The organism is Streptomyces sp. NPDC004266, from assembly GCF_042874095.1.
Classification (GTDB): domain Bacteria; phylum Actinomycetota; class Actinomycetes; order Streptomycetales; family Streptomycetaceae; genus Streptomyces.
In genome coordinates this window covers 135129-158420 of the sequence record NZ_JBIAMM010000002.1, presented here as the reverse complement: position 1 = coordinate 158420, position 23292 = coordinate 135129, and the positions used below count along the sequence as shown (strand labels likewise).

The window sequence follows — 23292 nt, the reverse complement described above, 5'->3', positions numbered from 1 at the left end:
ACCGGAAACGAATCTGCGAGGCTATTGACGGTGAACGTGCTGGACATCTTGTTGCTGCTCGCCGCCGTGTGGTTCGCGATCATCGGTTACCGCCAGGGATTCGTCGTCGGCATCCTCTCGGTCATCGGCTTCCTCGGCGGCGGTCTCGTCGCCGTCCTGCTGCTCCCGATCCTCTGGGACCAGCTGACCGACCACAGCGAGGTCTCCACGACGGCCACGGTCGTCTTCGTGATGGTGGTCATCGTCTGCGCCTCCGTCGGCCAGGCCTTCACCACCCACCTCGGCAACAAGCTGCGCCGCCACATCACCTGGTCGCCGGCCCGCGCCCTGGACGCCACCGGCGGCGCCCTGGTCAACGTCGTCGCGATGCTGCTCGTGGCCTGGCTGATCGGCTCCGCCCTCGCCCGCACCTCGCTGCCCACCCTGGGCAAGGAGGTGCGGAACTCCAAGGTGCTGCTCGGCGTGGAGCAGGTGATGCCGGATCAGGCCTCGGGCTGGTTCGACGACTTCAGCTCCACCCTGGCCCGCAGCGGCTTCCCCCAGGTCTTCAGCCCCTTCGCGAACGAGCCGATCACCCCGGTCACCCCGCCCGACCCGGCGCTCGCCCACAGCCCCGTCGCCGCCCGCGCGCAGCGCTCCATCGTGAAGGTCGTCGGCACCGCGCAGAGCTGCGGCAAGGTCCTGGAGGGCACCGGATTCGTCTTCGCCGACCGCCGCGTCATGACCAACGCCCACGTCGTCGGCGGCGTCGACGAGCCGACCGTCCAGATAGGCGGCGAGGGCAAGCTCTACGACGCCAAGGTCGTGCTCTACGACTGGCGGCGCGACATCGCCGTCCTGGACGTGCCGGGCCTCAGGTCCACGCCCCTGGCCTTCACCGACGAGGACGCCCGCAGCGGCGACGACGCGATCGTCGCCGGCTTCCCGGAGAACGGCTCGTACGACGTGCGGTCGGCCCGTGTGCGGGGCCGCATCAGCGCCAAGGGTCCCGACATCTACCACCGCGACGAGGTGCGCAGGGACGTGTACTCGCTGTACGCGACGGTCCGCCAGGGCAACTCCGGCGGCCCGCTCCTCACCGAGGACGGCGAGGTGTACGGCGTGATCTTCGCCCGCTCGCTCGACGACGCGAACACGGGATACGCCCTGACGGTCGACGAGATCCGCGAGGACATCGAGCGGGGCCGGACCGCCGACCAGCAGGTCGACACCCAGGCCTGCGCCCTCTGAGGCGGGACCGAAGGGGCTTACGGGGTGTTTCTGGGGTGCCGCAGCCGGGCCGAGACCCAACGGGCCCGGCGGCGCAGGATGCGCGAGATCCCCACCCCTGGTACCTCGTGGCCCACGTCCGCCGGGCCACCCCTCTCCCGGGAGCCCGGCCCCGTGGCCGAGCGACGGTCGCGTGCTGTCGTGTCACCGTAGTCGTGCGTCCAGCCCATACTTCGACGTCTGCCCGGGGGCCAAGGTCGGTAACCGCCCAGGGGCCCGCCAATTGGAGTATGCGCGGGGCACATGGCCGTTCGACGGACGCCTGTGCGCAGGCCGGGGTGACGGGTGTTCAGCGATCGGGCTCGGGGTCCTTCAGCCAGTTGACGAGCTCCGTGGTGAAGGCCACCGGGTCCTCCTCGTGCGGGAAGTGCCCGAGGCCGTCGAAGAGCCGCCAGCGGTACGGCGCCTCCACGTACTCCCCGGACCCCGCCGCGCTGCGGGTCCGCATCACCGGGTCCAGGGAGCCGTGCAGATGGAGCGTCGGCACCCGGACCGGCCGCTTCATGCGCCGGTTGAACTGGATGCCGTCCGGGCGGGCCAGCGACCGCACCATCCACCGGTACGGCTCGATCGAGCAGTGCGCCGTCGACGGGACGCACATCGCCCGCCGGTACACCTCGACGGCCTCCTCGTCGACCGGCTTCGGACCCGACCAGTCCCGGATCAGCTCGCCCACCAGCGCGCCGTCGTCCGCGACGAGCTGACGCTCCGGCAGCCACGGCCGCTGGAAGCCCCAGATGTGCGAACCGGCCCGCGACTGGGCGAAGTCGGAGAGCATCGCCGAGCGCCAGCGGCGCGGGTGAGGCATCGAGGAGACGGCGAGCCGGCGCACCAGCTTCGGCCGCATGACGGCCGCCGTCCAGGCGAGGTAGCCGCCCAGGTCGTGCCCGACGAGCGCCGCGTCCGGCTCGCCCAGGGAGCGGACGACGCCGGTGATGTCGAGGGCCAGGTTGGCGGGGTCGTAACCCCGTGGCGTGCGGTCGCTGCCGCCCACGCCGCGCAGGTCCATCGCGACCGCCCGGAACCCGGCCTCGGCGAGGGCGGTCAGCTGGTGGCGCCAGGTCCACCAGAACTGCGGGAAGCCGTGCAGGAGCAGCACCAGCGGGCCGTCGCCCATCTCGGCGATGTGGAAGCGGGCGCCGTTGGCGGCGACGTCGCGGTGCGTCCACGGCCCGTCGAGCCGTACGGGCCCGCCGTTGCCGCCGGTGCTCTCGGGAAGGGTCATACGGACGAGCGTGCCACAACGGAGGCCTTGTCCAGTGCCGGGCGCGGCTCCGGACGGGGGTGCGGCTTCGCGTTCTGCATGATCGCCGCCGTCTTCTTGGCGGAGGCGATGGACTTCTCCGGCGGCTTGACCTTCTTGAACTTGGCGTACGCGATCAGCCCGAGCAGCGCCGCGACCAGCACGTTGAAGGCGAAGGACAGCAGGAAGCACCAGACGAGGTTCCAGCCCCCGTTGCCGTTGTGGCCGCCGGTCCAGGTGTTGATGGCGTACGCGAGCGCGAAGCTCAGCATCGGCAGCGAGAAGAGCAGCACCACGGCGGCCGCGATGCCCGCCGCGCTGCCGATCGCGCCGCGCTTGACGTCCTGTCGGATCTCGGCCTTGGCCAGGGCGATCTCGTCGTGCACCAGCGCGGACATCTCGGCGGTCGCCGAGGCGACCAGCTGACCGAGGCTGCGCTCGGTGCCGTCGAACGGGTCGCTCATCGCTGCTCCCTCTCCTTGTGTCTACGGTCCGACTCAGATCATGCCGGACGGTCGGCGCCGTCGCGCGGTGCCCCCGCCAGTTGGGCGCGCTCCCGGTGTTCCGCCGCCTTCCGCTCGTGGATCTCGGCCATCCTCAGGTGGTACTCGGGGTCGTCCTGCTCGTAGATGTCGGGGATGCCGTCCTCGTCGTCGTCGCGCTCCTCGTCGGCGCAGAGCGCCCGGTACTTCCGGACCCTCAGCTTCAGCAGGACGGAGGCGAGGACGGCCGCGACGAGCGAGCCGGTCAGGACGGCGGCCTTCACCTCCTCGGTGAGGGCGGCGTCCCCGGCGAAGGCGAGTTCGCCGATGAGGAGCGAGACGGTGAAGCCGATCCCGGCGAGGGTGGCGACGGCGAACACGTCGGGCCAGGCCAGGTCAGGGTTGAGCTCCGCCCGGGTGAAGCGGGCGGCGAGCCAGGTGCCGCCGAAGATGCCGATCGCCTTGCCCACGACGAGACCGAGGACCACGCCGAGGGTGACCGGCTGGGTGAAGACCTCGCGGATCGCGCCGCCGGAGACGCTCACCCCGGCGGAGAAGAGCGCGAAGAGGGGCACGGCGAGCCCGGCCGAGAGCGGCCGGACCAGGTGCTCGATGTGCTCGCCGGGGGAGTGCTCCTCGCCTTCCCGGGTGGTGCAGCGGAGCATCAGGCCCATGGCGACGCCCGCGATCGTGGCGTGGACGCCGCTGTTGTACATCAGGCCCCAGACGACCAGGGCCAGCGGCACGTACACGTACCAGCCGCGGACGCCCTTGCGGAGCAGCAGCCAGAAGACGACGAGCCCGGCGACGGCGCCGCCGAGCGCGGCGAAGTTCAGGTCGCTGGTGAAGAAGATCGCGATGATCAGGATCGCGAACAGGTCGTCGACGACGGCGAGGGTGAGCAGGAAGGCGCGCAGCGCGGACGGCAGCGAGGTGCCGATCACGGCGAGGACGGCGAGCGCGAAGGCGATGTCGGTGGCGGTGGGCACGGCCCAGCCGTCCAGGGAGCCGTCGCCGAGGGTGTTGACCAGGATGTAGACGAGGGCGGGGGCCGCCATGCCGCAGAGCGCGGCGACGACGGGGAGCATCGCGGCCTTGGGGTCGCGCAGCTCGCCCGCGACGAGCTCGCGCTTGAGCTCGATGCCCGCGACGAAGAAGAAGACCGCGAGGAGGCCGTCGGCGGCCCAGTGCTGGATCGACAGGTCGAGGCCGAGGGCGGCGGGGCCCATGTGGAAGTCCCGGACGGCCTCGTAACTGCCGCCGGACGTGTTCGCCCAGACGAGGGCGGCGACGGCGGCGAGGAGCAGCAGGACGCCGCCGACGGTCTCGGTGCGCAGGGCGTCGGCGATGTACCGCCGCTCGGGCAGCGAGAGGCGGCCGAGGAACTTGCGGTCGTTGGACACGGACACGTGGGGGACCTCCGTCGGGCAGGCAGGGCGAAGCACATGCCGACCAGACTTCCCGGCTCACCTGGGTCTTTCTGTCGCGTTCCTGACGCGGTCCTTACTTTACCTAACGAGCCCGGGGTGTGTCCGGCGAGGTTCACTTTAGGGAGATATGAGGATTTCGTCCCGTCGGGTGCGGGGTGCGGGGTGCGTCGGGTGCGGGGTGCGGTCGGGGGCCCGCGGGGGTGCGGGCACGCGAACGCCCGTCCCGAGCGGTTCGGGACGGGCGTTCGCGCCGTACGGGCGAGCCGGCGCTCAGTCCTCGCTGGACGTGGTCGGCAGCTGGTTCTGGATGAGCGACATGACGGAGGAGTCGGTCAGGGTGGTGACGTCGCCCAGCTCGCGGTTCTCCGCGACGTCGCGCAGCAGACGGCGCATGATCTTGCCCGAACGGGTCTTCGGCAGCTCCGCCACCGGCAGGATCCGCTTCGGCTTGGCGATCGGGCCGAGGGTCGCGCCCACGTGGTTGCGCAGCTCGGCGACCAGGTTCTCGCCCGCGTCAGCGGACGATGCCACCGTCTCGCTCGCGGTGCCGCGCAGGATGACGAAGGCGACGATCGCCTGACCGGTCGTCTCGTCCGCGGCGCCGACGACGGCCGCCTCGGCGACGGACGGGTGCGAGACGAGGGCCGACTCGACCTCGGTCGTCGAGATGTTGTGACCCGAGACGAGCATGACGTCGTCGACCCGGCCGAGCAGCCAGATGTCGCCGTCCTCGTCCTTCTTGGCGCCGTCACCGGCGAAGTACTTGCCCTCGAAGCGGGACCAGTACGTGTCGATGTAGCGCTGGTCGTCGCCCCAGATGGTGCGGAGCATCGACGGCCACGGCTCGGTGAGGACCAGGTAACCGCCGCCGCCGTTCGGGACCTCGTTCGCCTCGTCGTCCACAACGGTGGCGTAGATGCCCGGCAGCGGGCGCTGGGCGGAGCCCGGCTTGGTCTCCGTGACGCCCGGCAGCGGCGAGATCATCATCGCCCCGGTCTCGGTCTGCCACCAGGTGTCCACGATCGGGGTCCTGTTCGCGCCGATGTGCTCGCGGTACCAGACCCAGGCCTCGGGGTTGATCGGCTCGCCGACGGAGCCGAGCACGCGGAGGCTGGACAGGTCGAACTTCGCGGGGATGTCGTCTCCCCACTTCATGAACGTGCGGATCGCGGTGGGCGCCGTGTAGAGGATCGTGACGCCGTACTTCTGCACGATCTCCCAGAACCGCCCCTGGTGCGGGGTGTCCGGGGTGCCCTCGTACATGACCTGCGTCGCGCCGTTGGCGAGCGGGCCGTAGACGATGTACGAGTGCCCGGTGACCCAGCCGATGTCGGCGGTGCACCAGTAGACGTCGCTCTCCGGCTTGAGGTCGAAGACGGCGTGGTGGGTGTAGGCGGCCTGGGTGAGGTAGCCGCCGGAGGTGTGCAGGATGCCCTTCGGCTTCCCCGTGGTGCCCGAGGTGTACAGGATGAAGAGCGGGTGCTCCGCCGGGAAGGCCTCCGGGGTGTGCTCGGCGGACTGGCGGGCGACGATGTCGTCCCACCAGACGTCCCGGCCCTCGGTGAAGGCGGTGTCCTGGCCCGTACGGCGGACCACGAGGACGTGCTCGACCTGCGGGCACTTGGCGACGGCCTCGTCGATGGCCGGCTTGAGGGCGCTCGGCTTGCCGCGGCGGTAGCCGCCGTCGGCGGTGACGACCAGCTTGGCGTCGGCGTCCTGGATGCGGGAGGCGACGGCGTCGGCCGAGAAGCCGCCGAAGACCACCGAGTGGGCGGCGCCGACCCGGGCGCAGGCCAGCATCGTGATGGCCGCCTCGGGGATCATCGGCAGGTAGACGGCGACCCGGTCGCCCTTGCGGACGCCCAGCTCGATCAGGGCGTTGGCGGCCTTGGAGACCTCGTCCTTGAGCTCGGCGTAGGTGATCGCGCGGCTGTCGCCGGGCTCGCCCTCGAAGTGGATGGCGACCCGGTCGCCGTGGCCGGCCTCGACGTGCCGGTCGACGCAGTTGTACGCCACGTTCAGCTCGCCGTCCGCGAACCACTTGGCGAAGGGCGGGTTCGACCAGTCGAGGGTCTCGGTCGGCTCGGTGGCCCAGCTGAGCCGCCTGGCCTGCTCGGCCCAGAAGCCCAGCCTGTCCGCCTTGGCCTGCTCGTACGCCTCCGCCGTCACATTGGCGTCCGCGGCCAGCTCGGTGGGCGGCGCGAACCGCCGCTCTTCCTTGAGCAGGTTGGCCAAGGATTCGTTGCTCACGACATCTCCCTTTCCCAGGGCGTCCTCTGTGCGTATGTGTCCCGCGTCATAGCTCACCAGTCAGATGCCCGGGTGACAAGAGCATCCAGGAAATTGGTTTAGACCTGTGAGCGGCATGACGCGCGGTGGCCCCTTCTTCCCGAGCGGTGGGAGAAGGGGCCACACAGTCTCACGGCCGAGAGGACCGGAAGGTTCAGGACGCGCGCCACCGGTGTCGTGGTCGCCGGTGGCGCGGGCGCCGGGTTCAGGACGCGCGCGCCGCCTCCAGGTGGTCCGTGGGCATGTCCCGGGTCACCGCTCCGAGGGAATCCATCGGCATCACCCGCGTGAAGACGTCGTCGTAGCCGTGCACCCCGTCCGCCCCGGAGAGCAGGTACGCCTGGGCCTCGCCCACGTGGAAGTACACCCCGTGCAGCGTGAGCGTCCCCTCGGCCAGCCGGCGCGCGACCGGCTCGTACGCCCGCAGGTGCTCCAGCTGCTGGACCACGTTGGTCAGACAGAGCTGCTCGACCGCGTCGGCCGGGAGGCGCCCGGAGATCCGGGCCCAGGCGTGCCGCCGGCTCGCCATCCGCTCCAGACTGGGCCGGCCGTGGCGCAGCCAGCGGCGGAGCGGGGTCGGCGGGTCGTCCGGGCTGCCGCCCAGCAGGGCCTGCATCGCGCCGCAGCCGGAGTGGCCGCAGACGGTGATCGACTCCACCCGCAGCACCTCCACCGCGTACTCGATCGCCGCCGCCACGGAGTCGTCCCCGCTCTCCTCGCCGGGGAGCGGGACGAGATTGCCCACGTTGCGCACGGTGAAGAGGTCGCCCGGGCCGCTGGAGGTGATCATGCTGGTGACGAGGCGGGAGTCGGAGCAGGTCAGGAAGAGCTGCGAGGGCCGCTGCCCCTCCCGGGCGAGCCGCGCGAGCTCGTCCCGCACCAGCGGGGCGGTGTTCCGCTGGAACTTGCCGATGCCGCTCGCGAGGTGCAGCCCCGTCGTCGGTCTGGTCTCGGTCGGCTCCTCCCCGCACTGGTGGTTGTGCCAGGGCGTCCAGGGGCGGCAGCAGGGGTGCGAGGCGGAGTCGGTGACGGGCGCGGGCTCGGCGATCCGGGCACCGGACGGCCCGGTGGTCTCGACCGTCCCGCCGTGGGCGAGGTGCCCGGCGGTCCAGTCGCTCAGCGCCTCGTAGGCGGCGTGGTCCATGAAGGAGCCGTCGAGCTCGACCACCACGTCGGAGCCCCGCGGCAGTTGGTGCAGCGCCCGGCTGAGCCGGGGCACGGCGAGGAAGGTCAGCTGGCCCCGGACGCGCAGCAGGTGGCGGCCGTCCCGCTCCTCGCGGGTGATCCGGGTGCGGGCGAGCCGGTGCAGGGCGACCGCGATGGCCACGGCGATGCCGAGGGCGACGCCCTCCAGGATGCCGATGAGGACGACGCCGCTCAGCGTCACCGCGTAGACGACGACCTCGCGGTGCCGGGTGACCGTACGGATGTGGGTGATGCTGACCATCTGGATGCCGACCACCATGACGAGGGCGGCGAGCGCGGGCAGCGGGATCAGGTCGAGCACCGGCACCAGCAGCAGGGCGGCGAGCACGATCCACAGGCCGTGCAGCATGGTCGAGGCCCGACTCACCGCGCCCGCCGAGACGTTGGCGACGCTGCGGACCGCGACCCCGGCGACCGGGAGGCCGCCGAGCGCCCCGGAGACCATGTTGGCCGCGCCCTGTCCGGCGAGCTCGCGGTCGAGACGGGAGCGGGGGACGGTCTGGCCGAGGTCCCCTCGCGCGGCGACCAGCTTGTCGACCGCGACGGCCGACAGCAGCGACTGCACGCTGGTGACGAGCGTGATCGTGAGCACGCCCGCCGCGATGCCGAGGACCGGGCCCTCGGGCAGGCCGGGCAGGGCGTGGCTGCTCCAGGACGGCAGGTCCACGCGCGGCACGGCGAAGCCGGCGAAGGCGGCCGCGGCCGTCGCCCCGGCCACCGCGACGAGCGCGGCGGGGGCCTTCCGCACGAGCCGCCCCGCACGGCCCGGCAGGCGCGGCCAGCACAGCAGCACCGCCACGGTGAGGGCGCTGATGGCGAGCGCCTCAGGGTGGGCGCGCGCCAACTGGGCGGGCAGCCCGAGGGCGTTGTCCACGGCGGAGCTCTGCGGGGTGCCGCCGAGCACGATGTGGAGCTGGGCGAGGGCGATGGTGACGCCGATGCCGGCCAGCATGCCGTGCACGATCGCGGGCGAGACGGCGAGCGCCGAGCGGGCCACGCGCAGGGCCGACAGGGCGAGTTGGGCGAGGCCGGCGAGGACGGTGATGGCGCAGGTGGTGCGCCAGCCGTACTTCTGGATGAGCTCGGCGGTCACGACGGTGAGTCCGGCGGCGGGGCCGCTCACCTGGAGCGGGGAGCCGCCGAACCGGCCGGCCACGAGGCCGCCGACGGCGGCGGCCACCAGGCCGGCCTGGAGCGGGGCTCCGGTGGCGAGGGCGATGCCGAGCGAGAGCGGCAGCGCGATCAGGAAGACGGCGACGGACGCGGAGACGTCGGCGCCGGCGAGGCGGAAGCGGCGGGGCCCGTCCGGCGGGCTGTGGGGTCGCTGGATCCGGGGCCGGTTGGTCGTGCGGGCAGGGGTGCAGAGGGTCATGTTCCCGTCTCCTCCGGGGCGGCGCGGTCGCGGCTCGTGCGGGGTGCAGCGGCGGGATTCCGGGCGAGGGCCTCCGGAGTGTCGGAGTGGGGGATCAACGCTCGGTAAATGGATCGTAATGGAGAGTAAAGACTGCGGCATTATTTTCGGGGCAAACAGGGCAATCATTCACCTGTTTCGGTGACAGAGCGTGCGCATGCCGCTTGTCGTTGACGGACCCCGCTCCTCGTGGTGCGACGTTTACGCCGCTTGTACGGAAATCCGAGGATCTGATGAGAGGTGCGCGGATGTCAGCCGCCCGCAGAACGACCACCGTCCGGAAGAAGGCGCTCGCCGTCGGCGCCCTCACCCTCGCCCTCGCCACCGGCCTCGCCGGCTGCTCGGGCTCCGACGACACCGCCACGAAGGGCGCCGCGGGTGACGCGGGCGCCAAGAAGGGCCCGGCTGCGGCCCCGAAGACCCTGCCCCGGCTGATCGGCGACGGCTCGACCGCCTTCACCGGCACCCAGCCCCACCAGCCGGTCTGGCAGAAGCTCAAGCCCGGCGAGGCGCCGCCGCAGTTCGTGGTCTTCTCCTGGGACGGCGCCGGCGAGGACAGCCAGAAGCTGTTCTCCCACTTCCGCGCGGTCGGCAAGAAGTACGACGCCACCATGACGTACTTCCTCAGCGGCGTGTACCTGCTGCCGGAGGAGAAGCGGGAGCTCTACGACCCGCCGCAGCACAGCCCCGGCCGCTCCGACATCGGCTTCAACGACGTCGAGGGCATCCGCGCCACCGTCCGCGAACTGCGCGGCGCGTGGCAGGAGGGCAACGAGATCGGCACCCACTTCAACGGCCACTTCTGCGGCAAGGAGAGCGGCGTCGACAACTGGTCGGTCGAGGACTGGAAGAGCGAGATCAACCAGGCCAAGTCCTTCGTCAAGCACTGGAAGACCAACGCCGGCCTGCGCGCCGAGCAGCCGCTGCCCTTCGACTACGACAAGGAGCTCGTCGGCGCCCGCACCCCCTGCCTGGAGGGCCGGAAGAACTTCGTCCGGGCGGCGGCCCAGATGGGCTTCCGCTACGACACCAGCGGCGTCAACGACCAGATCTGGCCCAAGAAGGACCTGGGCCTCTGGGACCTGTCGATGCAGCTCGTGCCCGTCCCGGGCCGCGCCTTCCAGACGCTCTCCATGGACTACAACTTCCTGGTGAACCAGTCGGGTACGACCCAGGGCGACCCCTCCCAGCACCGCTACTGGGGCGACCAGATGCGCGACGGCCTGGTGCAGGCCTTCGAGCGCTCCTACCGGGGCAACCGCGCGCCGCTGATCATCGGCAACCACTTCGAGTCCTGGAACGGCGGCACGTACATGCGGGCCGTCGAGGAGACCATCGCCACCGTCTGCGTGCAGAAGGACGTCAAGTGCGTGTCCTTCCGCCAGCTCGCCGACTGGCTCGACGCCCAGGACCCCGACGTCATCGCCAAGATGCGCACCCTGAAGGTCGGCGAGGCGCCGGCGGGCGGCTGGAAGGCCTTCCTCGCCCCCCGGCCGGCCGCCCCGGCAGGCGCCCCGGCCAAGGGCGCCGAGCGGACCGAACGACGCTGAGCCCGGGCCTCGGGGGTCAGACGGGCTGAACGGTGCTGGGCCCGGGCCTCGGGGATTAGACGGGCTGAACGGTGCTGGGCCCGGGCCTCGGGGATTAGACGGGCTGAACGGCGCTGAGCCCTTCGTCCAGCACGAAGCCGGGGTCGACCTGCGAGGCCAGGTCGGCCCCGGTCTTGGCATTGCCCCAGCTCTCCGCGTTGCGCAGATGGAAGTGCACCATCTGGCGCGTGTAGCGCTCCCAGTCGCGGTGGGCGTACGAGTCGTCCGCCGCGTCCTGGAGGGCCTGGAGCGACATGCGGTTCTCCGCCTCCAGGAGCTCGAAACGGGGCGGACGGCCCTTCTCCATCGCACGGACCCAGTCCGAGTGCCCCACCGTCACCAGCAGGTCCTCGCCGACCTCCTCGCGCAGGAAGTCGAGGTCGTCCCGGCCCTGCACCTTGTTGCCGACGACCTTGAGCGCCACGCCGAAGTCCCGTGCGTACTCCTTGTACTGGCGGTAGACCGAGACGCCCTTGCGGGTCGGCTCGGCGACCAGGAAGGTCATGTCGAAGCGGGTGAAGAGACCCGACGCGAAGGAGTCCGAACCCGCCGTCATGTCGACGACCACGTACTCGTCGGCCCCGTCGACCAGATGGTTGAGGCAGAGCTCCACCGCGCCGACCTTGGAGTGGTAGCAGGAGACCCCGAGGTCCGACTCGGTGAAGGGCCCGGTCGCCATCAGCCGGATCTCGCCGTCGTCGAGCGGGACCGGACGCGCGCACGCCTCGTACACCGGGTTGTCCTCGCGGACCCGCAGCAGCCGCGAACCCTCCCCGGGCGGCGTCGTCTTGATCATCGTGTCGGCGGACGTGATCCGCGGGTTGCTGCCCCGCAGGTACTCCTTGATGAGCGGCAGGTGCGCGCCCATCGCGGGCAGCGCGGCGGCCTCCGCCTCGGACAGGCCGAGCGCGGCGCCCAGGTGCTGGTTGATGTCGGCGTCGACGGCGACGACCGGGGCTTCGTTGGCGGCGAGGTGGCGGATGAAGAGCGAGGACAGCGTGGTCTTGCCGCTGCCGCCCTTCCCCACGAAAGCGATCTTCATGTTCACCTAGCGTAGTGGCATGAAAGCGGTGCGTGGTCAAGCTGCGTGAAGAAGACCACTCCATCGTGGGGCGGGGCCTTGAGGCGCGTAGCCTCCCTACTTATGAGTACGCACGCCTCTGACCCCTTGGCCGCCCTCGGCTCCCTGCCGGGCGTCGCCGAAGCGGTGGACTCCGTACGCAAGGCCGTCGACCGGGTCTACGGCCACCGTGTGATGCGCCGCCGCAGCAACGAGATCTCCTCCGAGGCGGCCCTGCGCGGCGCGCGGGGCTCGGCCGCCCTGTCCGGGGCCGACTGGGCCCTGGAAGAGGTCCGTCGGCGCACCGACTTCAGCGCCGACGCCGAGGCCCGCACCGTCGGTGCCGCCCTGCGCCTCGGCGCCGAGGCCGGGCAGCTGCTCTCCATCTGGCGCCAGTCGCCCCTGCGCGTGCTCGCCCGGCTGCACCTGGTCGCCGCCGGCGACGCGGGCCTCCCGGCCGGTGCCGGCGACTCCGTGGGCCGTCCCCGGCTGGACGGCGAGACGGTCGACGAACCCCTGATCGACCTCCCGCTGCCCACGCCCGCCGAGGTCGCGGGACGGCTCGACGGCCTCGCCGAACTGATCGTCGGGGGCAGCGAGGCCCCGGCCCTCGTCACGGCCTCCGTGGTGCACGGCGAACTGCTCGCGCTGCGCCCCTTCACCTCGTACAACGGTCTCGTGGCGCGGGCGGCCGAGCGGATCGCGCTGGTCGGCAGCGGCCTCGACCCCAAGGCCATCTGTCCGGCCGAGGTCGGCCACGCGGAACAGGGCCGGGCCGCCTACCTCGCCGCCTTCGAGGGGTACCTGTCGGGCACCCCGGAGGGCGTGGGCGCCTGGATCGCGCACTGCGGACGCTCGGTCGAGCTGGGAGTCCGGGAATCGACGGCCGTCTGCGAGGCCCTCCAGCGCGGCGCCGCCTGAGCCCGGCGGGGCCGACCGGGTCCGGAAATGGGTTGCGGCGGCACCAGTGCTGGTACCGCCGCTGGCACGTCCACCCAGTTACCAAGCGTCCTCGATATGTGCCCATCAGGCCGGGAACTTTGCCCGTGGCCTGGTGCGGCTGGCCCGTAATCGACGGGTCGACGTCGCGTGGGTGCCCGGTTTCGGTGCTAGGTCCGTGGGGCCTTCATGCTCAACAGGTGATCCTCTCGGATGTCCTCGGTCTCGCGGGCCTGATTCCTTTCTACTCCTGTCCGGGGGGAAGCGAAAGTGGTGGCTCCACTTCTCTGCCGATTCCTCAAATCCGGGCAAAGTCGTCGGCGAGGCGGTGGGTGAGGGCCGCCTGCCGACGCCGCGCCGCGTACCAGACGAGTCCGGCCCCGACGGCCGCCGCTCCGACCGCCGCCGCGGCGACGAGCGTGGGGCGGGGCGGCATCCGGAGCTCGGGCAGCCGCTGCTTGAGCCGCACCGGCTTGTCGAAGGCCAGGACCGGCCACTCCCGGGCCACGGCCTCACGGCGCAGCGTCCGGTCGGGATTGACCGCGTACGGATGGCCGACGGCCTCCAGCATGGGGATGTCGGTGGCCGAATCGCTGTACGCGTAGCAGCGCGAGAGGTCGTAGCCCTCCGACTCCGCGAGCTCCCGCACGGCCTCCGCCTTCGTCGGCCCGTAGGCGTAGTACTCCACCTCACCGGTGAAGCACCCGTCCTCGCCGACCACCATCCGGGTGGCGACGACCCGGTCGGCGCCGAGCATCTCGCCGATCGGCTCGACCACCTCGGCCCCCGAGGTCGAGACGATCACGACGTCGCGGCCGGCGGCGTGGTGGTCCTCGATGAGGGAGGCCGCCTCGTCGTAGATGATCGGGTCGATCAGGTCGTGAAGGGTCTCGGCGACGAGTTCCTTCACCTGGGCGACGTTCCAGCCTTTGCAGAGCGTGGAAAGATATTCACGCATCCGCTCCATCTGGTCGTGATCGGCTCCACCCGCCAGGAAGACGAACTGGATGTAGGCCGTCCGCAGGGCGGCGCGGCGGCTGATCAGTCCGCCCCTGTAGAAGGACTTGCTGAAGGTCAACGTCGAGGACTTCGCAATGACCGTCTTGTCCAGGTCAAAGAAGGCGGCTGTGCGCGGCAAGGAGTGGTTTTCCACGAGCCCGAGCATAGGTGCCCGCCATTCGGCGTACGCTCGGGCGTGTGGGTTTGCCTGAGAAGGCTCTCGGGTACACCATGGAAGTCACGGATCGTTCGCGACCGTGCTAACCCGGTCCGGCTCCTCCCCCCCCGAGTCGGCCGGAGAGACGACCCCCGCTCTCCCCCCCGGCGGGGGTCGTCGCATGTCCGGAGCCATTTCGGCCCTGCGTGCCATCGCCTGCTCCCTTCCTTCCGCTCATCGGTCACGAGTCGACCGAGGCCCCGCCCGGCTCTCGGTGCATCACTCACAGTAATCGGTGGACTGCGTTCCGGACAGCCCCCGAAGGGGTGGCGAAGTTATTCACAGCCCCTCGCTTATCCACAGTTTTTCGGCGAGATCGGCAAGATTTCCAGGACGGCCCCACGGTGATTCCTGTCGCGAAGTTCGCGGCCGGCAGGAATCACGAGAGGGGTGTGCGCCGTGGAGACATCGAGGACTTCCGGGGCCATGGGTACGGCACGCGGAGCGGGGCAGGACGGGGCGGGGCCGGACGGACCGCGCCGGGCCGGCCCGCTGATCGTCACCGAGGACCTCGAGCTGCTCGACGACCTCCTGCGGCTGTGCGCCGCCGCCGGAGTCGATCCCCAGGTGGACCACCGGGTGCCGGACCGGCGCGCGAGCTGGACCGATCCGCCGCTCGTCCTGATCGGCGACGACGCCGCCGCCCGCTGCCGGGGAGCGGTGCGCCGCCCCGGGACCCTCCTCGTCGGCCGTGACCGGAACGATCCGGGACTGTGGCGGCTGGCGGTCGAGATCGGTGCGGAGAGCGTCCTGAGCCTCCCGGGCGCCGAGAGCCTCCTCGTCGACCGCCTCGCCGACGCGGCCGAGGGAGCGGACAGGGCGGCGCTGACGGTCGGCGTCGTCGGCGGCCGAGGAGGCGCGGGTGCCTCCACCCTGGCCTGCGGTCTCGCGCTCGCCGCCGCGCGGGCCGGGCACCGCACGCTGCTCGTCGACGGGGACCCGCTGGGCGGCGGCCTCGACGTGCTGCTCGGCGGCGAGCGCGAGGAGGGCAGGCGATGGCCCGACTTCGCCGCCTCGAAGGGCCGCCTGGCCGGCGGCGCCCTGGAGGAGTCCCTGCCGTCGGTGCGCGGCGTCCGGGTGCTCAGCTGGGGCCGGGACGCGGTGGCGCCGGTGCCGCCCGAGGCGGTGCGGTCCGTGCTCGCCGCCGCGCGCCGCCGGGGCGGGGCCGTCGTGGTCGACCTGCCGCGCGGATCCGACCCGTCGGTCACCGAGGCCCTGGCCCAGCTCGACCTCGGACTGCTCGTCGTACCGGGGGAGTTGAGGGCCGTCGCGGCCGCCCACCGGATGGTCTCGACGATCGGCCCGGTCGTGCGCGACCTGCGCGCCGTGGTCCGCGGTCCGTACGCGGCGGGGCTCGACGAGCGGTGGGTCGCCGACGCGCTGCGGCTGCCGCTCGTGGGTGAACTCCCGTACGACCCGGGGATCGTGGCCGACCAGGACGCGGGAGTGCCGCCGGGCGCCGAACCCCGGGGACCCCTCGGCCGGTTCTGCACCGCCTTCTGGGACCGCGTCGGCGGTGAGGCGTGACCGGGGCGGGGCTCGTGACCTGGGGCGCGGACGGTGCCGCGGGCGGCGGGGCGGGGCTCCTCGACGCCGTGCGGCAGCGGCTCGCGGCGAGCGGGGCCGAGCCCACCCCGGCGCGCGTGGCAGCGGCTCTGCGGGCCCAGGGGAGGCTGCTCGGCGACGCGGAGGTGCTCGGCGCGGCGGAGGAGTTGAGGTGCGAGCTGATCGGCACCGGGCCGCTGGAGCCGCTGCTCGCCGACCCGGCGGTCACCGACGTCCTCGTCTCCGCACCCGACCAGGTGTGGGTGGACCGGGGCACCGGTCTCGAGCGGGCCCCGGTGTCCTTCCCCGACGCCGCCGCGGTCCGCCGCCTCGCGCAGCGGCTCGCGGCGGTGGCCGGGCGCCGTCTCGACGACGCCCGGCCCTGGGTCGACGCCCGGCTCCCCGACGGCACCCGGATGCACGCGGTGCTGCCGCCGGTCGCGGTCGGCTCGACCTGCCTGTCGCTGAGGGTGGTCCGCCCGCGCGCCTTCTCCCTGGAGGAGCTGGTCGCGGCGGGCACCGTGCCGCCGGACGGCGCCCCGGTCCTGCGGGCCCTCATCGACGCCCGCGTGTCGTACCTCGTCAGCGGCGGAACGGGGACGGGCAAGACCACGCTCCTCGCGTCGCTCCTGGGGCTCGTGGGGGAGCGGGAGCGGATCGTGCTCGCCGAGGACTCGGCGGAGCTGCGGCCGGACCATCCGCACGTGGTGCGCCTGGAGGCGCGACCGGCGAACCAGGAGGGCGCCGGGCTCGTGACCCTGCGGGACCTGGTCCGCCAGGCGCTGCGGATGCGCCCCGACCGGCTGGTGGTCGGAGAGGTCAGGGGCGGTGAGGCGGTGGACCTGCTCGCCGCTCTCAACACGGGCCATGAGGGCGGCTGCGGAACGGTCCACGCCAACACGGCCGCGGACGTCCCGGCGCGGCTCGAGGCCCTGGGGACGGCTGCCGGACTCGACCGGGCCGCCCTGCACAGCCAGCTGGGCGCGGGCCTGTCGGTCGTGCTGCACGTCGTACGGGACCGGGACGGGCGGCGGCGGATCGCCGAGGCGCACGTCCTGGAGCGGGACAGGGACGGCCTGGTCCGGACGGTGCCGGCGCTCCGGTGGGGTGCGGCCGGGTTCGGGCGGGAGCGGGGCTGGGAGCGGCTGAGGGCGCTGATCGAAGGGGGATCGCGGTGACGGGCGAAACGGTGCCGGTGCAAGGCGCGGCACAGGGAGCGGCGGCGCTCTGCGCGGTGCTCGCCCTGTGGTGGACGGTCGAGCGGCGGCGCGGCGCGGCCAGGGCGCGGGCGGTGCTGGCGGGCGGGGGCACCGGCGGGCACGGCGGCTGGGAGTGGCCGGCGGTGGCCGGGCGGTGGTGGGCCGCGTCGCGGGGGCGGCGCGCGTGGCTGTGCCTGCCGGCGGCGGGAGTCCTCGCCCTCCTCGGCGAGTCACCGCTGCCGCTGCTGGCGGGGGCGCTCGCGGTGCCCCTGGTGGGGCGGCGGCTGCGGGCCGTGGGACGCAGGAAGGAGCGCGAGGCGCGGGCCGAGCGGGTGGTGGCCCTGTGCGGCGCGGTCGTGGGTGAGTTGAGGGCCGGATGGCAGCCCGCGCAGGCGCTGTCCTTCGCGGCCCGGGAGACGGGCGCGCTCGGCGCCGCGGAGGCGTCGGTGCTGGCGGCGGCCCGGTTCGGCGGGGACGTGCCGGAGGCCCTGCGGAGGGCGGCCCGGGAGGACGGCGCCGACGGGCTCGCGGGCATGGCGGCCTGCTGGCAGGTGGCCGTGGACGGAGGCGCCGGCCTGGCCGCCGGGCTCGACCGGCTGGAGGCCGCCCTGCGGGACCACCGCGAGCAGCGCGACCGCCTGCGGGCCGAACTGGCCGGTGCCTGGGCCACGGTGACGGTCCTCGCCCTGCTGCCGGCGGCCGGACTCGCCCTCGGCGCCGCCCTGGGCGCCGATCCGCTGCGGGTGCTGCTGCACACACCGGCCGGCCTGGGCTGTCTGGCCGTGGGCGGGGCGCTGGAGGCGGCCGGACTGTGGTGGGCCGCGCGGATCGTACGGGGAGGGGAGCGGGTGTGACCGGGGAAGCGGTTCACCACGTGCCGGAGGGCGTTCGAGCGGCGGGCCTCGCGCTCCTGGCCGCGGTCCTGTGCGCGCAGGGGGTCATCGAGGTGCTGCGCGGGCTGCGGGCGCGCCGTACGCGGCGGCGGGTCGGGGCGCTCCTCGCGAGCCGGGGACCGCGTCCCCGGAAGGCCCGGGGCGGGCTGCCGGCGTGGATGCGGTTCTGGGCGGCGCCCCTCGTGGGCGTCGGCGTCGGCTGGGTGCTGTTCGGCGGGGTCGGTGGCCTGGGCGCGGGGGCCCTGGTGGCAGCCGGAGCGAGGTGGCGGGCGGCGCGGCGGTCCTTGCGGCCCTCGGCCGACGAGGGGGAGGCGGTGCGTCATCTTCCGCTCGCCGCAGATCTGTTGGCGGCCTGTGCCGCCTCCGGAGCCGGGCCCGGTGAGGCGGCGGAGGCGGTGGGCCGGTCGTTGGGCGGCCCGCTCGGCGAGCGTCTGACCCGCACGGCCGCCGAGCTGCGGCTCGGCGGCGAACCGGCCGAGGTGTGGGGGAGGTTCGGCGCGATACCGGGCGCCGAAGGGCTGGCCCGCTGCATGGAGCGGGCCGGTTCCTCGGGAGCACCGGCGGCGGAGGCCGTCGCCCGGCACGCGGCCGCCCTGCGCGCCACCCGCGCCCGCGCCGCGGCGGCCGGGGCACGGAGGGCGCAGGTGCTGATCAGCGCGCCCGTGGGGCTCTGCTTCCTGCCCGCCTTCCTGGCGGTGGGCGTGGCTCCGGTGGTGATCGGCCTCGCGACGGGGCTGCTGCACGGATGAGGGCGACGGCACGGCGAGACACGACACGGCAAGACACGGCACGACGAGAGACGACGAGGAGTGGCGGCATGACAGATCACGGCGGGGCACGGCAGGACGGGACGGGGCGGGGCGAGGAGGCAGGTGTGACGCTCAAGGTGCGGCTGCGTGGCTGGTGGCGGGCGCGTCGGACGGCGGCGCGCCGCGACGGGGGGATGACCACGTCCGAGTACGCGGTGGGGACGATCGCCGCGGCGGCGTTCGCCGCCGTGCTCTACAAGATCGTGACCAGTGGGGCGGTCTCGGGAGCGCTGGAGTCGGTGATCGGGAAGGCCCTCGATGCGCCGTTCTGACCGGGGGTTCGTGACCGTGGAGGCGGCGATGGTCCTGCCCGTCCTCGCGCTGTTCACGGTGACGCTGCTGTGGGCGCTGGCCGCGGCCGCCGCACAGATCCGGTGCGTGGACGCGGCGAGGGCGGGGGCGAGGGCGGCGGCCCGTTCGGAGCCGGTGGCCTCCGCCGAGGCGGCGGCCCGTGCCGCCGCGCCCGAAGGCGCCCGGGTGTCGGTGGCGAGGGAGGGCGAGCTGTGGCGGGTGAGGGTGGAGGCGGCGGCCCCGGGTCCCCGGGGGATGGGAGTCGCCCTGAGAGCCGACGCGGCGGCCCTCGCGGAGGACACGATGGGCGGAGGAGCCCCATGACGGCCACCGGGCACCCAGGTGCCCCCGTCCGCGCCCGACCGGGGGACGGGGACGCGAGCCGGGGAGCGACCGGGCGGCCGGCCGGGCGGTCGGCCCGGCTGCCGACCAGGCGCCCGGCCCGGCTGCCGGGCAGGGGCTCGGGCCGGCTGCCGGGCCGGGGCTCGGACCGGCGCCCTGCTCGGCGTGCGGGGCTGGCCGGGGATCGTGGGGCGGCGACCGTGTGGGCCGCGTTCGCTGCGTGCGCCTTGTGCGTGGTGTTCGGGGTGGTGCTCGCGCTCGGGCAGGCGGTGGTGGCCAGGCACCGGGCCGGCGGGGCCGCCGACCTGGCCGCCCTCGCCGCCGCCGACCGGGCCCTGTGGGGCGAGGCCGAGGCGTGCGCCGCCGCCGCGCGGGTGGCCGTCGCGCAGGGCGCCGAGCTGGCGCGGTGCGTGGTGCGGGACGGGATCGCGGACGTGACCACCCGGGTGGTGCGCGGCCCGTACCGGCCGGAGGTCAGGTCGCGGGCGGGTCCTCCGGGGCCTCCCGCAGGAGTTCCGTGAGGAGGCGGACCGCGCCGCGCTTGTGGAGCGGGTCGTTGCCGTTGCCGCACTTCGGGGACTGGATGCAGGAGGGGCAGCCCGCCTCGCACTCGCAGGAGGCGATGGCCTCCCGGGTGGCCGTCAGCCAGGCGCGGGCGGTGTGGAAGGCGCGCTCGGCGAAGCCCGCGCCGCCCGGGTGCCCGTCGTACACGAAGACGGTGGGCAGCAGGGTGTCGGGATGGAGCGGTACGGAGACGCCGCCGATGTCCCAGCGGTCGCAGGTGGCGAAGAGCGGCAGCAGGCCGATGGAGGCGTGCTCGGCGGCGTGCAGGGCGCCGCCGAGGATCTCCGGGTTGATCCGGGCGGCGTCGAGCTGGTCCTCGGTGACCGTCCACCACACGGCCCGGGTGCGCAGGGTGCGGGGCGGCAGGTCGAGCTTGGTCTCGCCGAGCACCTCGCCGGTGATCAGACGGCGGCGGAGGAAGGAGACGACCTGGTTGGTGACCTCGACGGAGCCGTAGCAGAGGCGGCCGGCTCCCCAGGGGATCTCGGTGTCGGTTTCGAGGACGGCGATGGAGGTGGTGTCGCGGGCGGTGGTGGAGTACGGGGGGACGGCCTCCTCGACGAGGGCCACGGAGTCCTTGAGGTCGAGCTCCCGCACCAGATAGGTGCGGCCCTGGTGGAGGTGGACGGCGCCCTCGTGGACGGCGGTGTGGGAGGCGGCCTCGTCGACGGTGCCGAGGAGGCGGCCGGTGCCGGCCTCGACGATCCGGACGGGGCTGCCGCCGCCGCCCCGGATGTCGGTGAGGTCGGCGGCCCGCTCGCGACGGGTCCAGTACCAGCCGGTGGAGCGGCGGCGCAGCAGACCGGCCCCTTCGAGCTGGGGCAGCAGGCCGGGCACGGCCGGGCCGAAGAGGGCCAGGTCCGGCTCGGTCAGCGGGAGCTCCGCGGCGGCGGCGCACAGATGGGGGGCGAGGACGTACGGGTTGTCGGGGTCCAGGACGGTCGTCTCGACCGGCTGCTCGAAGATCGCCTCCGGGTGGTGGACGAGGAAGGTGTCCAGCGGATCGTCCCGGGCGACCATGATCGCGAGGGCGCCCTCGCCGGAGCGGCCGGCACGGCCCGCCTGCTGCCACAGGGAGGCCCGGGTGCCCGGGTAGCCGGCGATCAGGACGGCGTCCAGGCCGGAGACGTCCACGCCCAGCTCCAGGGCGGTCGTGGCGGCCAGGCCGAGGAGCTCGCCGGAGTGCAGGGCCCGCTCCAGGGCGCGGCGCTCCTCGGGCAGATAGCCGCCCCGGTAGGCGGCGACGCGGCGGGCGAGCGCGTGATCGGTCTCGGCCAGCCGCTCCTGGGCGATCACCGAGATCAGCTCGGCGCCGCGCCGGGAGCGGACGAAGGCGACCGAGCGGACGCCCTGCCTGGTCAGGTCGGTCAGCAGGTCCGCGGTCTCGGCGGTGGCGGTGCGGCGCACGGGCGCGCCGCGCTCGCCGTGCAGCTCGGTCAGCGGCGGTTCCCAGAGGGCGAAGACCAGCTCGCCGCGCGGGGAGGCGTCGTCGGAGACCTCGGTGACCGGCAGGCCGGTGAGGCGGCCGGCGGCCCGGGCGGGTTCGGCGGAGGTGGCCGAGGCGAGGAGGAAGACCGGTTCGGAGCCGTACCGGGCGCAGACGCGGCGCAGGCGGCGCAGCACCTGGGCGACGTGGGATCCGAAGACGCCCCGGTAGGTGTGGCACTCGTCGATCACGACATAGCGCAGGGAGCGCAGGAAGGAGGACCACCTGGGGTGGGAGGGGAGTATGCCCCGGTGCAGCATGTCGGGGTTGGTCAGCACGTAGTTCGCGTACTGCCGGACCCACTCGCGTTCCTCGAACGGAGTATCGCCGTCGTAGACGGCGGGGCGGATCCGGTTGCCGAGCGGGGCGGCCAGTTCCCGTACGGCGCGTCGCTGGTCGGCCGCGAGGGCCTTGGTGGGGGCGAGGTAGAGGGCGGTGGTGCCTCGGCCGTTCGGGGCCTCCGCGCCGTCCAGGAGGGTGCTGAGGACGGGGGCGAGGTAGGCCAGCGACTTGCCCGAGGCGGTGCCCGTGGCGATCACCACGGACTCGCCGTCCAGGGCGTGCTCCGCGGCCTCCGCCTGGTGGGCCCAGGGGTGCTCGATCCCGGCCTCCCGGATCGCCGCGATCACCTCCGGGCGGATGCGGTGCGGCCAGACGGCATGGCGGCCCTCCCGGGCGGGCATGTGCTCCGTATGAGTGATGCGCGCGGCCCGGCTCTCGCCCGAGGAGAGCCGGTCGAGGACCATGCCGGGAGAGGGGCTGCTGCCCCTTTCCCCGGCCGGACGACGGGGGCGGTGATTCTTGGCCATCGGCACCGAGTGTGTCACTGCCATGACGGACAATGCTTCCAAGGCGTCGTGCATGGCTGCAGGTAAGTGATTGAATGCCATCGCGGCTGGCGTTCCGTTCCTCGGCTCCGCCCCGGAGTCCCGAGAGGACGATCGCCCGATAGCAAGGTGCTGGAGGATCCGTGGACCTGTCCCTGTCGACTCGCAATGTGTCCGGCGCTGGCGGTGACCGTACGGTCGTCGAGGTCGGTGGCGAGATTGATGTGTATACCGCGCCCAAGCTGCGCGAGCAGTTGGTCGAGTTGGTGAACGACGGCAGCTACCACCTGGTCGTCGACATGGAGGGCGTGGACTTCCTCGACTCCACCGGCCTCGGTGTGCTCGTCGGCGGCCTGAAGCGCGTTCGCGCGCACGAGGGCTCGCTGCGTCTGGTCTGCAACCAGGAGCGCATTCTGAAGATTTTCCGGATCACGGGTCTCACCAAGGTGTTCCCGATCCACACCTCGGTCGACGAGGCCGTCAACGCCGTCGACTGAGCCCAGGGGGTTCGCATGGCCACCGTTGAACTCCGCTTCAGCGCTCAGCCGGAGCACGTCCGCACGGCCCGCCTGGTGGCGGCCGCGGTCGCGCGCCGGGCGGGCGTGGACGAGGCGGTCCTCGACGAGGTGCGTCTCGCTGTGGGTGAGGCCTGTTCCCGTGCGGTCGGGCTGCATCGCAGCAACGACGTCACGACACCCATCCGGGTCGTCCTGACCGAGGGGGAGAAGACGTTCTCCATCGAGGTCGGCGACGAGGTGCCGGGTGCGGGGGTGGCGGCGGCCGACGCGGCCGGGGTCCCCGGCGCGCGGGCCGCGGCCCCGACCGAGGGCTTCGACGACGCCGACGGCGAGGACGAGATGGGGCTCGCGGTGATCCGCGGGCTCGTCGACGACGTCGAGGTGAGCGCCGGCGAGGACGGCGGCACCCTCCGGATGACGTGGCCGGTGAGCTCGGCGGACGTCCTGTCCTGACCCGTACGCGGGGCGGGCCCCGACCCGCTGCATGTGCTGAGAGAAGAGGCCCTGCGACGCAGGGCCTCTTCTCTTGTGCCCGTCTTCTGTGCCGACGCCCTCCCGCTCCTCCGCGCCGGTGCCCTTCCGGCCTTCCGCGCCAGTGCCTCCCGCTCCTCTGCTCCGGGTGTCCTCGCCCACGAATTGGTGCATCCCCGTATGTACCGTCTTGTCTCCCTATGATCCGTCTCC

General features: G+C 73.2%; 21 protein-coding genes. 12 read left to right on the top strand and 9 right to left on the bottom strand.

Annotation, left to right across the window (positions count from 1 at the left end):
- Positions 1-30: 30 nt before the first annotated feature.
- The gene (locus ACFYUZ_RS05415; RefSeq protein WP_389306526.1) at positions 31-1230 is read left to right on the top strand and encodes a MarP family serine protease; all 1200 of its coding nucleotides are present in this window, start codon (positions 31-33) and stop codon (positions 1228-1230) included.
- 17 nt (positions 1231-1247) lie between these two features.
- Here ACFYUZ_RS05415 and ACFYUZ_RS05410 read toward each other — a convergent pair whose 3' ends face one another.
- The 6 genes from ACFYUZ_RS05410 to ACFYUZ_RS05385 all read right to left on the bottom strand — a co-directional run bounded on the left by ACFYUZ_RS05410 (position 1248) and on the right by ACFYUZ_RS05385 (position 9291).
- Positions 1248-1439: a hypothetical protein gene (locus ACFYUZ_RS05410; RefSeq protein ID WP_389306524.1), complete on the bottom strand. Its 192-nt coding sequence runs from the start codon at positions 1437-1439 to the stop codon at positions 1248-1250.
- 119 nt (positions 1440-1558) lie between these two features.
- Positions 1559-2494, bottom strand: a complete 936-nt coding sequence (locus ACFYUZ_RS05405) for an alpha/beta fold hydrolase (protein WP_389306522.1) — start codon at positions 2492-2494, stop codon at positions 1559-1561.
- The gene (locus tag ACFYUZ_RS05400) at positions 2491-2976 is read right to left on the bottom strand and encodes a phage holin family protein (protein ID WP_389306520.1); all 486 of its coding nucleotides are present in this window, start codon (positions 2974-2976) and stop codon (positions 2491-2493) included. Before ACFYUZ_RS05400 ends, ACFYUZ_RS05405 begins: the two co-directional genes overlap by 4 nt.
- A 38-nt stretch (positions 2977-3014) precedes the next feature.
- Entirely contained in the window at positions 3015-4403 is a 1389-nt protein-coding gene (gene nhaA / locus ACFYUZ_RS05395; RefSeq protein ID WP_389306519.1) for a Na+/H+ antiporter NhaA, read from the bottom strand.
- A 291-nt stretch (positions 4404-4694) separates the two neighbouring features.
- Complete coding sequence (gene acs, locus ACFYUZ_RS05390) at positions 4695-6674, bottom strand: acetate--CoA ligase (protein WP_389306517.1); 1980 nt, start codon at positions 6672-6674, stop codon at positions 4695-4697.
- Positions 6675-6918: 244 nt separating this feature from the next.
- Positions 6919-9291 (bottom strand): SulP family inorganic anion transporter, encoded by a 2373-nt coding sequence (locus tag ACFYUZ_RS05385; RefSeq protein WP_389306514.1) that lies wholly within the window; start codon positions 9289-9291, stop codon positions 6919-6921.
- Between the two features lie 287 nt (positions 9292-9578).
- Between ACFYUZ_RS05385 and ACFYUZ_RS05380 the strand changes: the two genes are divergently transcribed.
- On the top strand, positions 9579-10880 hold the full coding sequence (locus ACFYUZ_RS05380) for a hypothetical protein (protein ID WP_389306512.1): 1302 nt from the start codon (positions 9579-9581) through the stop codon (positions 10878-10880).
- Between the two features lie 94 nt (positions 10881-10974).
- On the opposite strand, the gene ACFYUZ_RS05375 is transcribed toward ACFYUZ_RS05380, so the two are convergent.
- The gene (locus ACFYUZ_RS05375) at positions 10975-11961 is read right to left on the bottom strand and encodes an ATP-binding protein (RefSeq protein ID WP_389306511.1); all 987 of its coding nucleotides are present in this window, start codon (positions 11959-11961) and stop codon (positions 10975-10977) included.
- A gap of 102 nt (positions 11962-12063) precedes the next feature.
- On the opposite strand from ACFYUZ_RS05375, the gene ACFYUZ_RS05370 reads away from it, so the two are divergent.
- Entirely contained in the window at positions 12064-12900 is an 837-nt protein-coding gene (locus ACFYUZ_RS05370; RefSeq protein WP_389306509.1) for an oxidoreductase, read from the top strand.
- Positions 12901-13216: 316 nt separating this feature from the next.
- On the opposite strand, the gene ACFYUZ_RS05365 is transcribed toward ACFYUZ_RS05370, so the two are convergent.
- Positions 13217-14083 carry an HAD family hydrolase gene (locus tag ACFYUZ_RS05365; RefSeq protein ID WP_389306508.1) on the bottom strand — a complete coding sequence of 289 codons (867 nt, stop codon included), beginning with the start codon at positions 14081-14083 and terminating at the stop codon, positions 13217-13219.
- 477 nt (positions 14084-14560) lie between these two features.
- Between ACFYUZ_RS05365 and ssd the strand changes: the two genes are divergently transcribed.
- From ssd to ACFYUZ_RS05330, 7 genes are all read left to right on the top strand, one after another.
- Positions 14561-15661: a septum site-determining protein Ssd gene (ssd, locus tag ACFYUZ_RS05360; RefSeq protein ID WP_389306506.1), complete on the top strand. Its 1101-nt coding sequence runs from the start codon at positions 14561-14563 to the stop codon at positions 15659-15661.
- Complete coding sequence (locus tag ACFYUZ_RS05355) at positions 15658-16857, top strand: TadA family conjugal transfer-associated ATPase (protein WP_389306504.1); 1200 nt, start codon at positions 15658-15660, stop codon at positions 16855-16857. Before ssd ends, ACFYUZ_RS05355 begins: the two co-directional genes overlap by 4 nt.
- Positions 16854-17732: a type II secretion system F family protein gene (locus ACFYUZ_RS05350; RefSeq protein ID WP_389306502.1), complete on the top strand. Its 879-nt coding sequence runs from the start codon at positions 16854-16856 to the stop codon at positions 17730-17732. Before ACFYUZ_RS05355 ends, ACFYUZ_RS05350 begins: the two co-directional genes overlap by 4 nt.
- On the top strand, positions 17729-18520 hold the full coding sequence (locus ACFYUZ_RS05345; RefSeq protein WP_389306500.1) for a type II secretion system F family protein: 792 nt from the start codon (positions 17729-17731) through the stop codon (positions 18518-18520). The genes ACFYUZ_RS05350 and ACFYUZ_RS05345 overlap by 4 nt, the downstream gene beginning before the upstream one ends.
- A 68-nt stretch (positions 18521-18588) precedes the next feature.
- Positions 18589-18852, top strand: a complete 264-nt coding sequence (locus ACFYUZ_RS05340) for a DUF4244 domain-containing protein (protein WP_389306498.1) — start codon at positions 18589-18591, stop codon at positions 18850-18852.
- Entirely contained in the window at positions 18839-19195 is a 357-nt protein-coding gene (locus tag ACFYUZ_RS05335; RefSeq protein ID WP_389306496.1) for a TadE family type IV pilus minor pilin, read from the top strand. Before ACFYUZ_RS05340 ends, ACFYUZ_RS05335 begins: the two co-directional genes overlap by 14 nt.
- The gene (locus tag ACFYUZ_RS05330; protein WP_389306494.1) at positions 19192-19734 is read left to right on the top strand and encodes an Rv3654c family TadE-like protein; all 543 of its coding nucleotides are present in this window, start codon (positions 19192-19194) and stop codon (positions 19732-19734) included. Before ACFYUZ_RS05335 ends, ACFYUZ_RS05330 begins: the two co-directional genes overlap by 4 nt.
- On the opposite strand, the gene ACFYUZ_RS05325 is transcribed toward ACFYUZ_RS05330, so the two are convergent.
- Positions 19688-22153, bottom strand: a complete 2466-nt coding sequence (locus tag ACFYUZ_RS05325) for a DEAD/DEAH box helicase (protein WP_389306492.1) — start codon at positions 22151-22153, stop codon at positions 19688-19690. The two genes, ACFYUZ_RS05330 and ACFYUZ_RS05325, sit on opposite strands and share 47 nt — an antisense overlap.
- Positions 22154-22233: 80 nt before the next feature.
- Here ACFYUZ_RS05325 and ACFYUZ_RS05320 point away from each other — a divergent pair, with 80 nt between their 5' ends.
- Entirely contained in the window at positions 22234-22587 is a 354-nt protein-coding gene (locus ACFYUZ_RS05320; protein WP_015034520.1) for an STAS domain-containing protein, read from the top strand.
- A 15-nt stretch (positions 22588-22602) separates the two neighbouring features.
- Positions 22603-23061: an ATP-binding protein gene (locus tag ACFYUZ_RS05315; RefSeq protein ID WP_389306490.1), complete on the top strand. Its 459-nt coding sequence runs from the start codon at positions 22603-22605 to the stop codon at positions 23059-23061.
- The last annotated feature ends 231 nt before the right edge of the window (positions 23062-23292 follow it).

Coding starts and splice junctions, on each gene's coding strand:
- ACFYUZ_RS05375 (WP_389306511.1), bottom strand. CDS start 11,961: ATGAAGATCGCTTTCGTGGGGAAGGGCGGCAGCGGCAAGACCACGCTG.
- ACFYUZ_RS05335 (WP_389306496.1), top strand. CDS start 18,839: ATGCGCCGTTCTGACCGGGGGTTCGTGACCGTGGAGGCGGCGATGGTC.
- ssd (WP_389306506.1), top strand. CDS start 14,561: ATGGGTACGGCACGCGGAGCGGGGCAGGACGGGGCGGGGCCGGACGGA.
- ACFYUZ_RS05405 (WP_389306522.1), bottom strand. CDS start 2,494: ATGACCCTTCCCGAGAGCACCGGCGGCAACGGCGGGCCCGTACGGCTC.
- ACFYUZ_RS05365 (WP_389306508.1), bottom strand. CDS start 14,083: ATGCTCGGGCTCGTGGAAAACCACTCCTTGCCGCGCACAGCCGCCTTC.
- ACFYUZ_RS05340 (WP_389306498.1), top strand. CDS start 18,589: ATGACAGATCACGGCGGGGCACGGCAGGACGGGACGGGGCGGGGCGAG.
- ACFYUZ_RS05330 (WP_389306494.1), top strand. CDS start 19,192: ATGACGGCCACCGGGCACCCAGGTGCCCCCGTCCGCGCCCGACCGGGG.
- ACFYUZ_RS05400 (WP_389306520.1), bottom strand. CDS start 2,976: ATGAGCGACCCGTTCGACGGCACCGAGCGCAGCCTCGGTCAGCTGGTC.
- ACFYUZ_RS05370 (WP_389306509.1), top strand. CDS start 12,064: ATGAGTACGCACGCCTCTGACCCCTTGGCCGCCCTCGGCTCCCTGCCG.
- ACFYUZ_RS05410 (WP_389306524.1), bottom strand. CDS start 1,439: ATGGGCTGGACGCACGACTACGGTGACACGACAGCACGCGACCGTCGC.
- ACFYUZ_RS05315 (WP_389306490.1), top strand. CDS start 22,603: ATGGCCACCGTTGAACTCCGCTTCAGCGCTCAGCCGGAGCACGTCCGC.
- ACFYUZ_RS05380 (WP_389306512.1), top strand. CDS start 9,579: ATGTCAGCCGCCCGCAGAACGACCACCGTCCGGAAGAAGGCGCTCGCC.
- ACFYUZ_RS05385 (WP_389306514.1), bottom strand. CDS start 9,291: ATGACCCTCTGCACCCCTGCCCGCACGACCAACCGGCCCCGGATCCAG.
- ACFYUZ_RS05325 (WP_389306492.1), bottom strand. CDS start 22,153: ATGGCATTCAATCACTTACCTGCAGCCATGCACGACGCCTTGGAAGCA.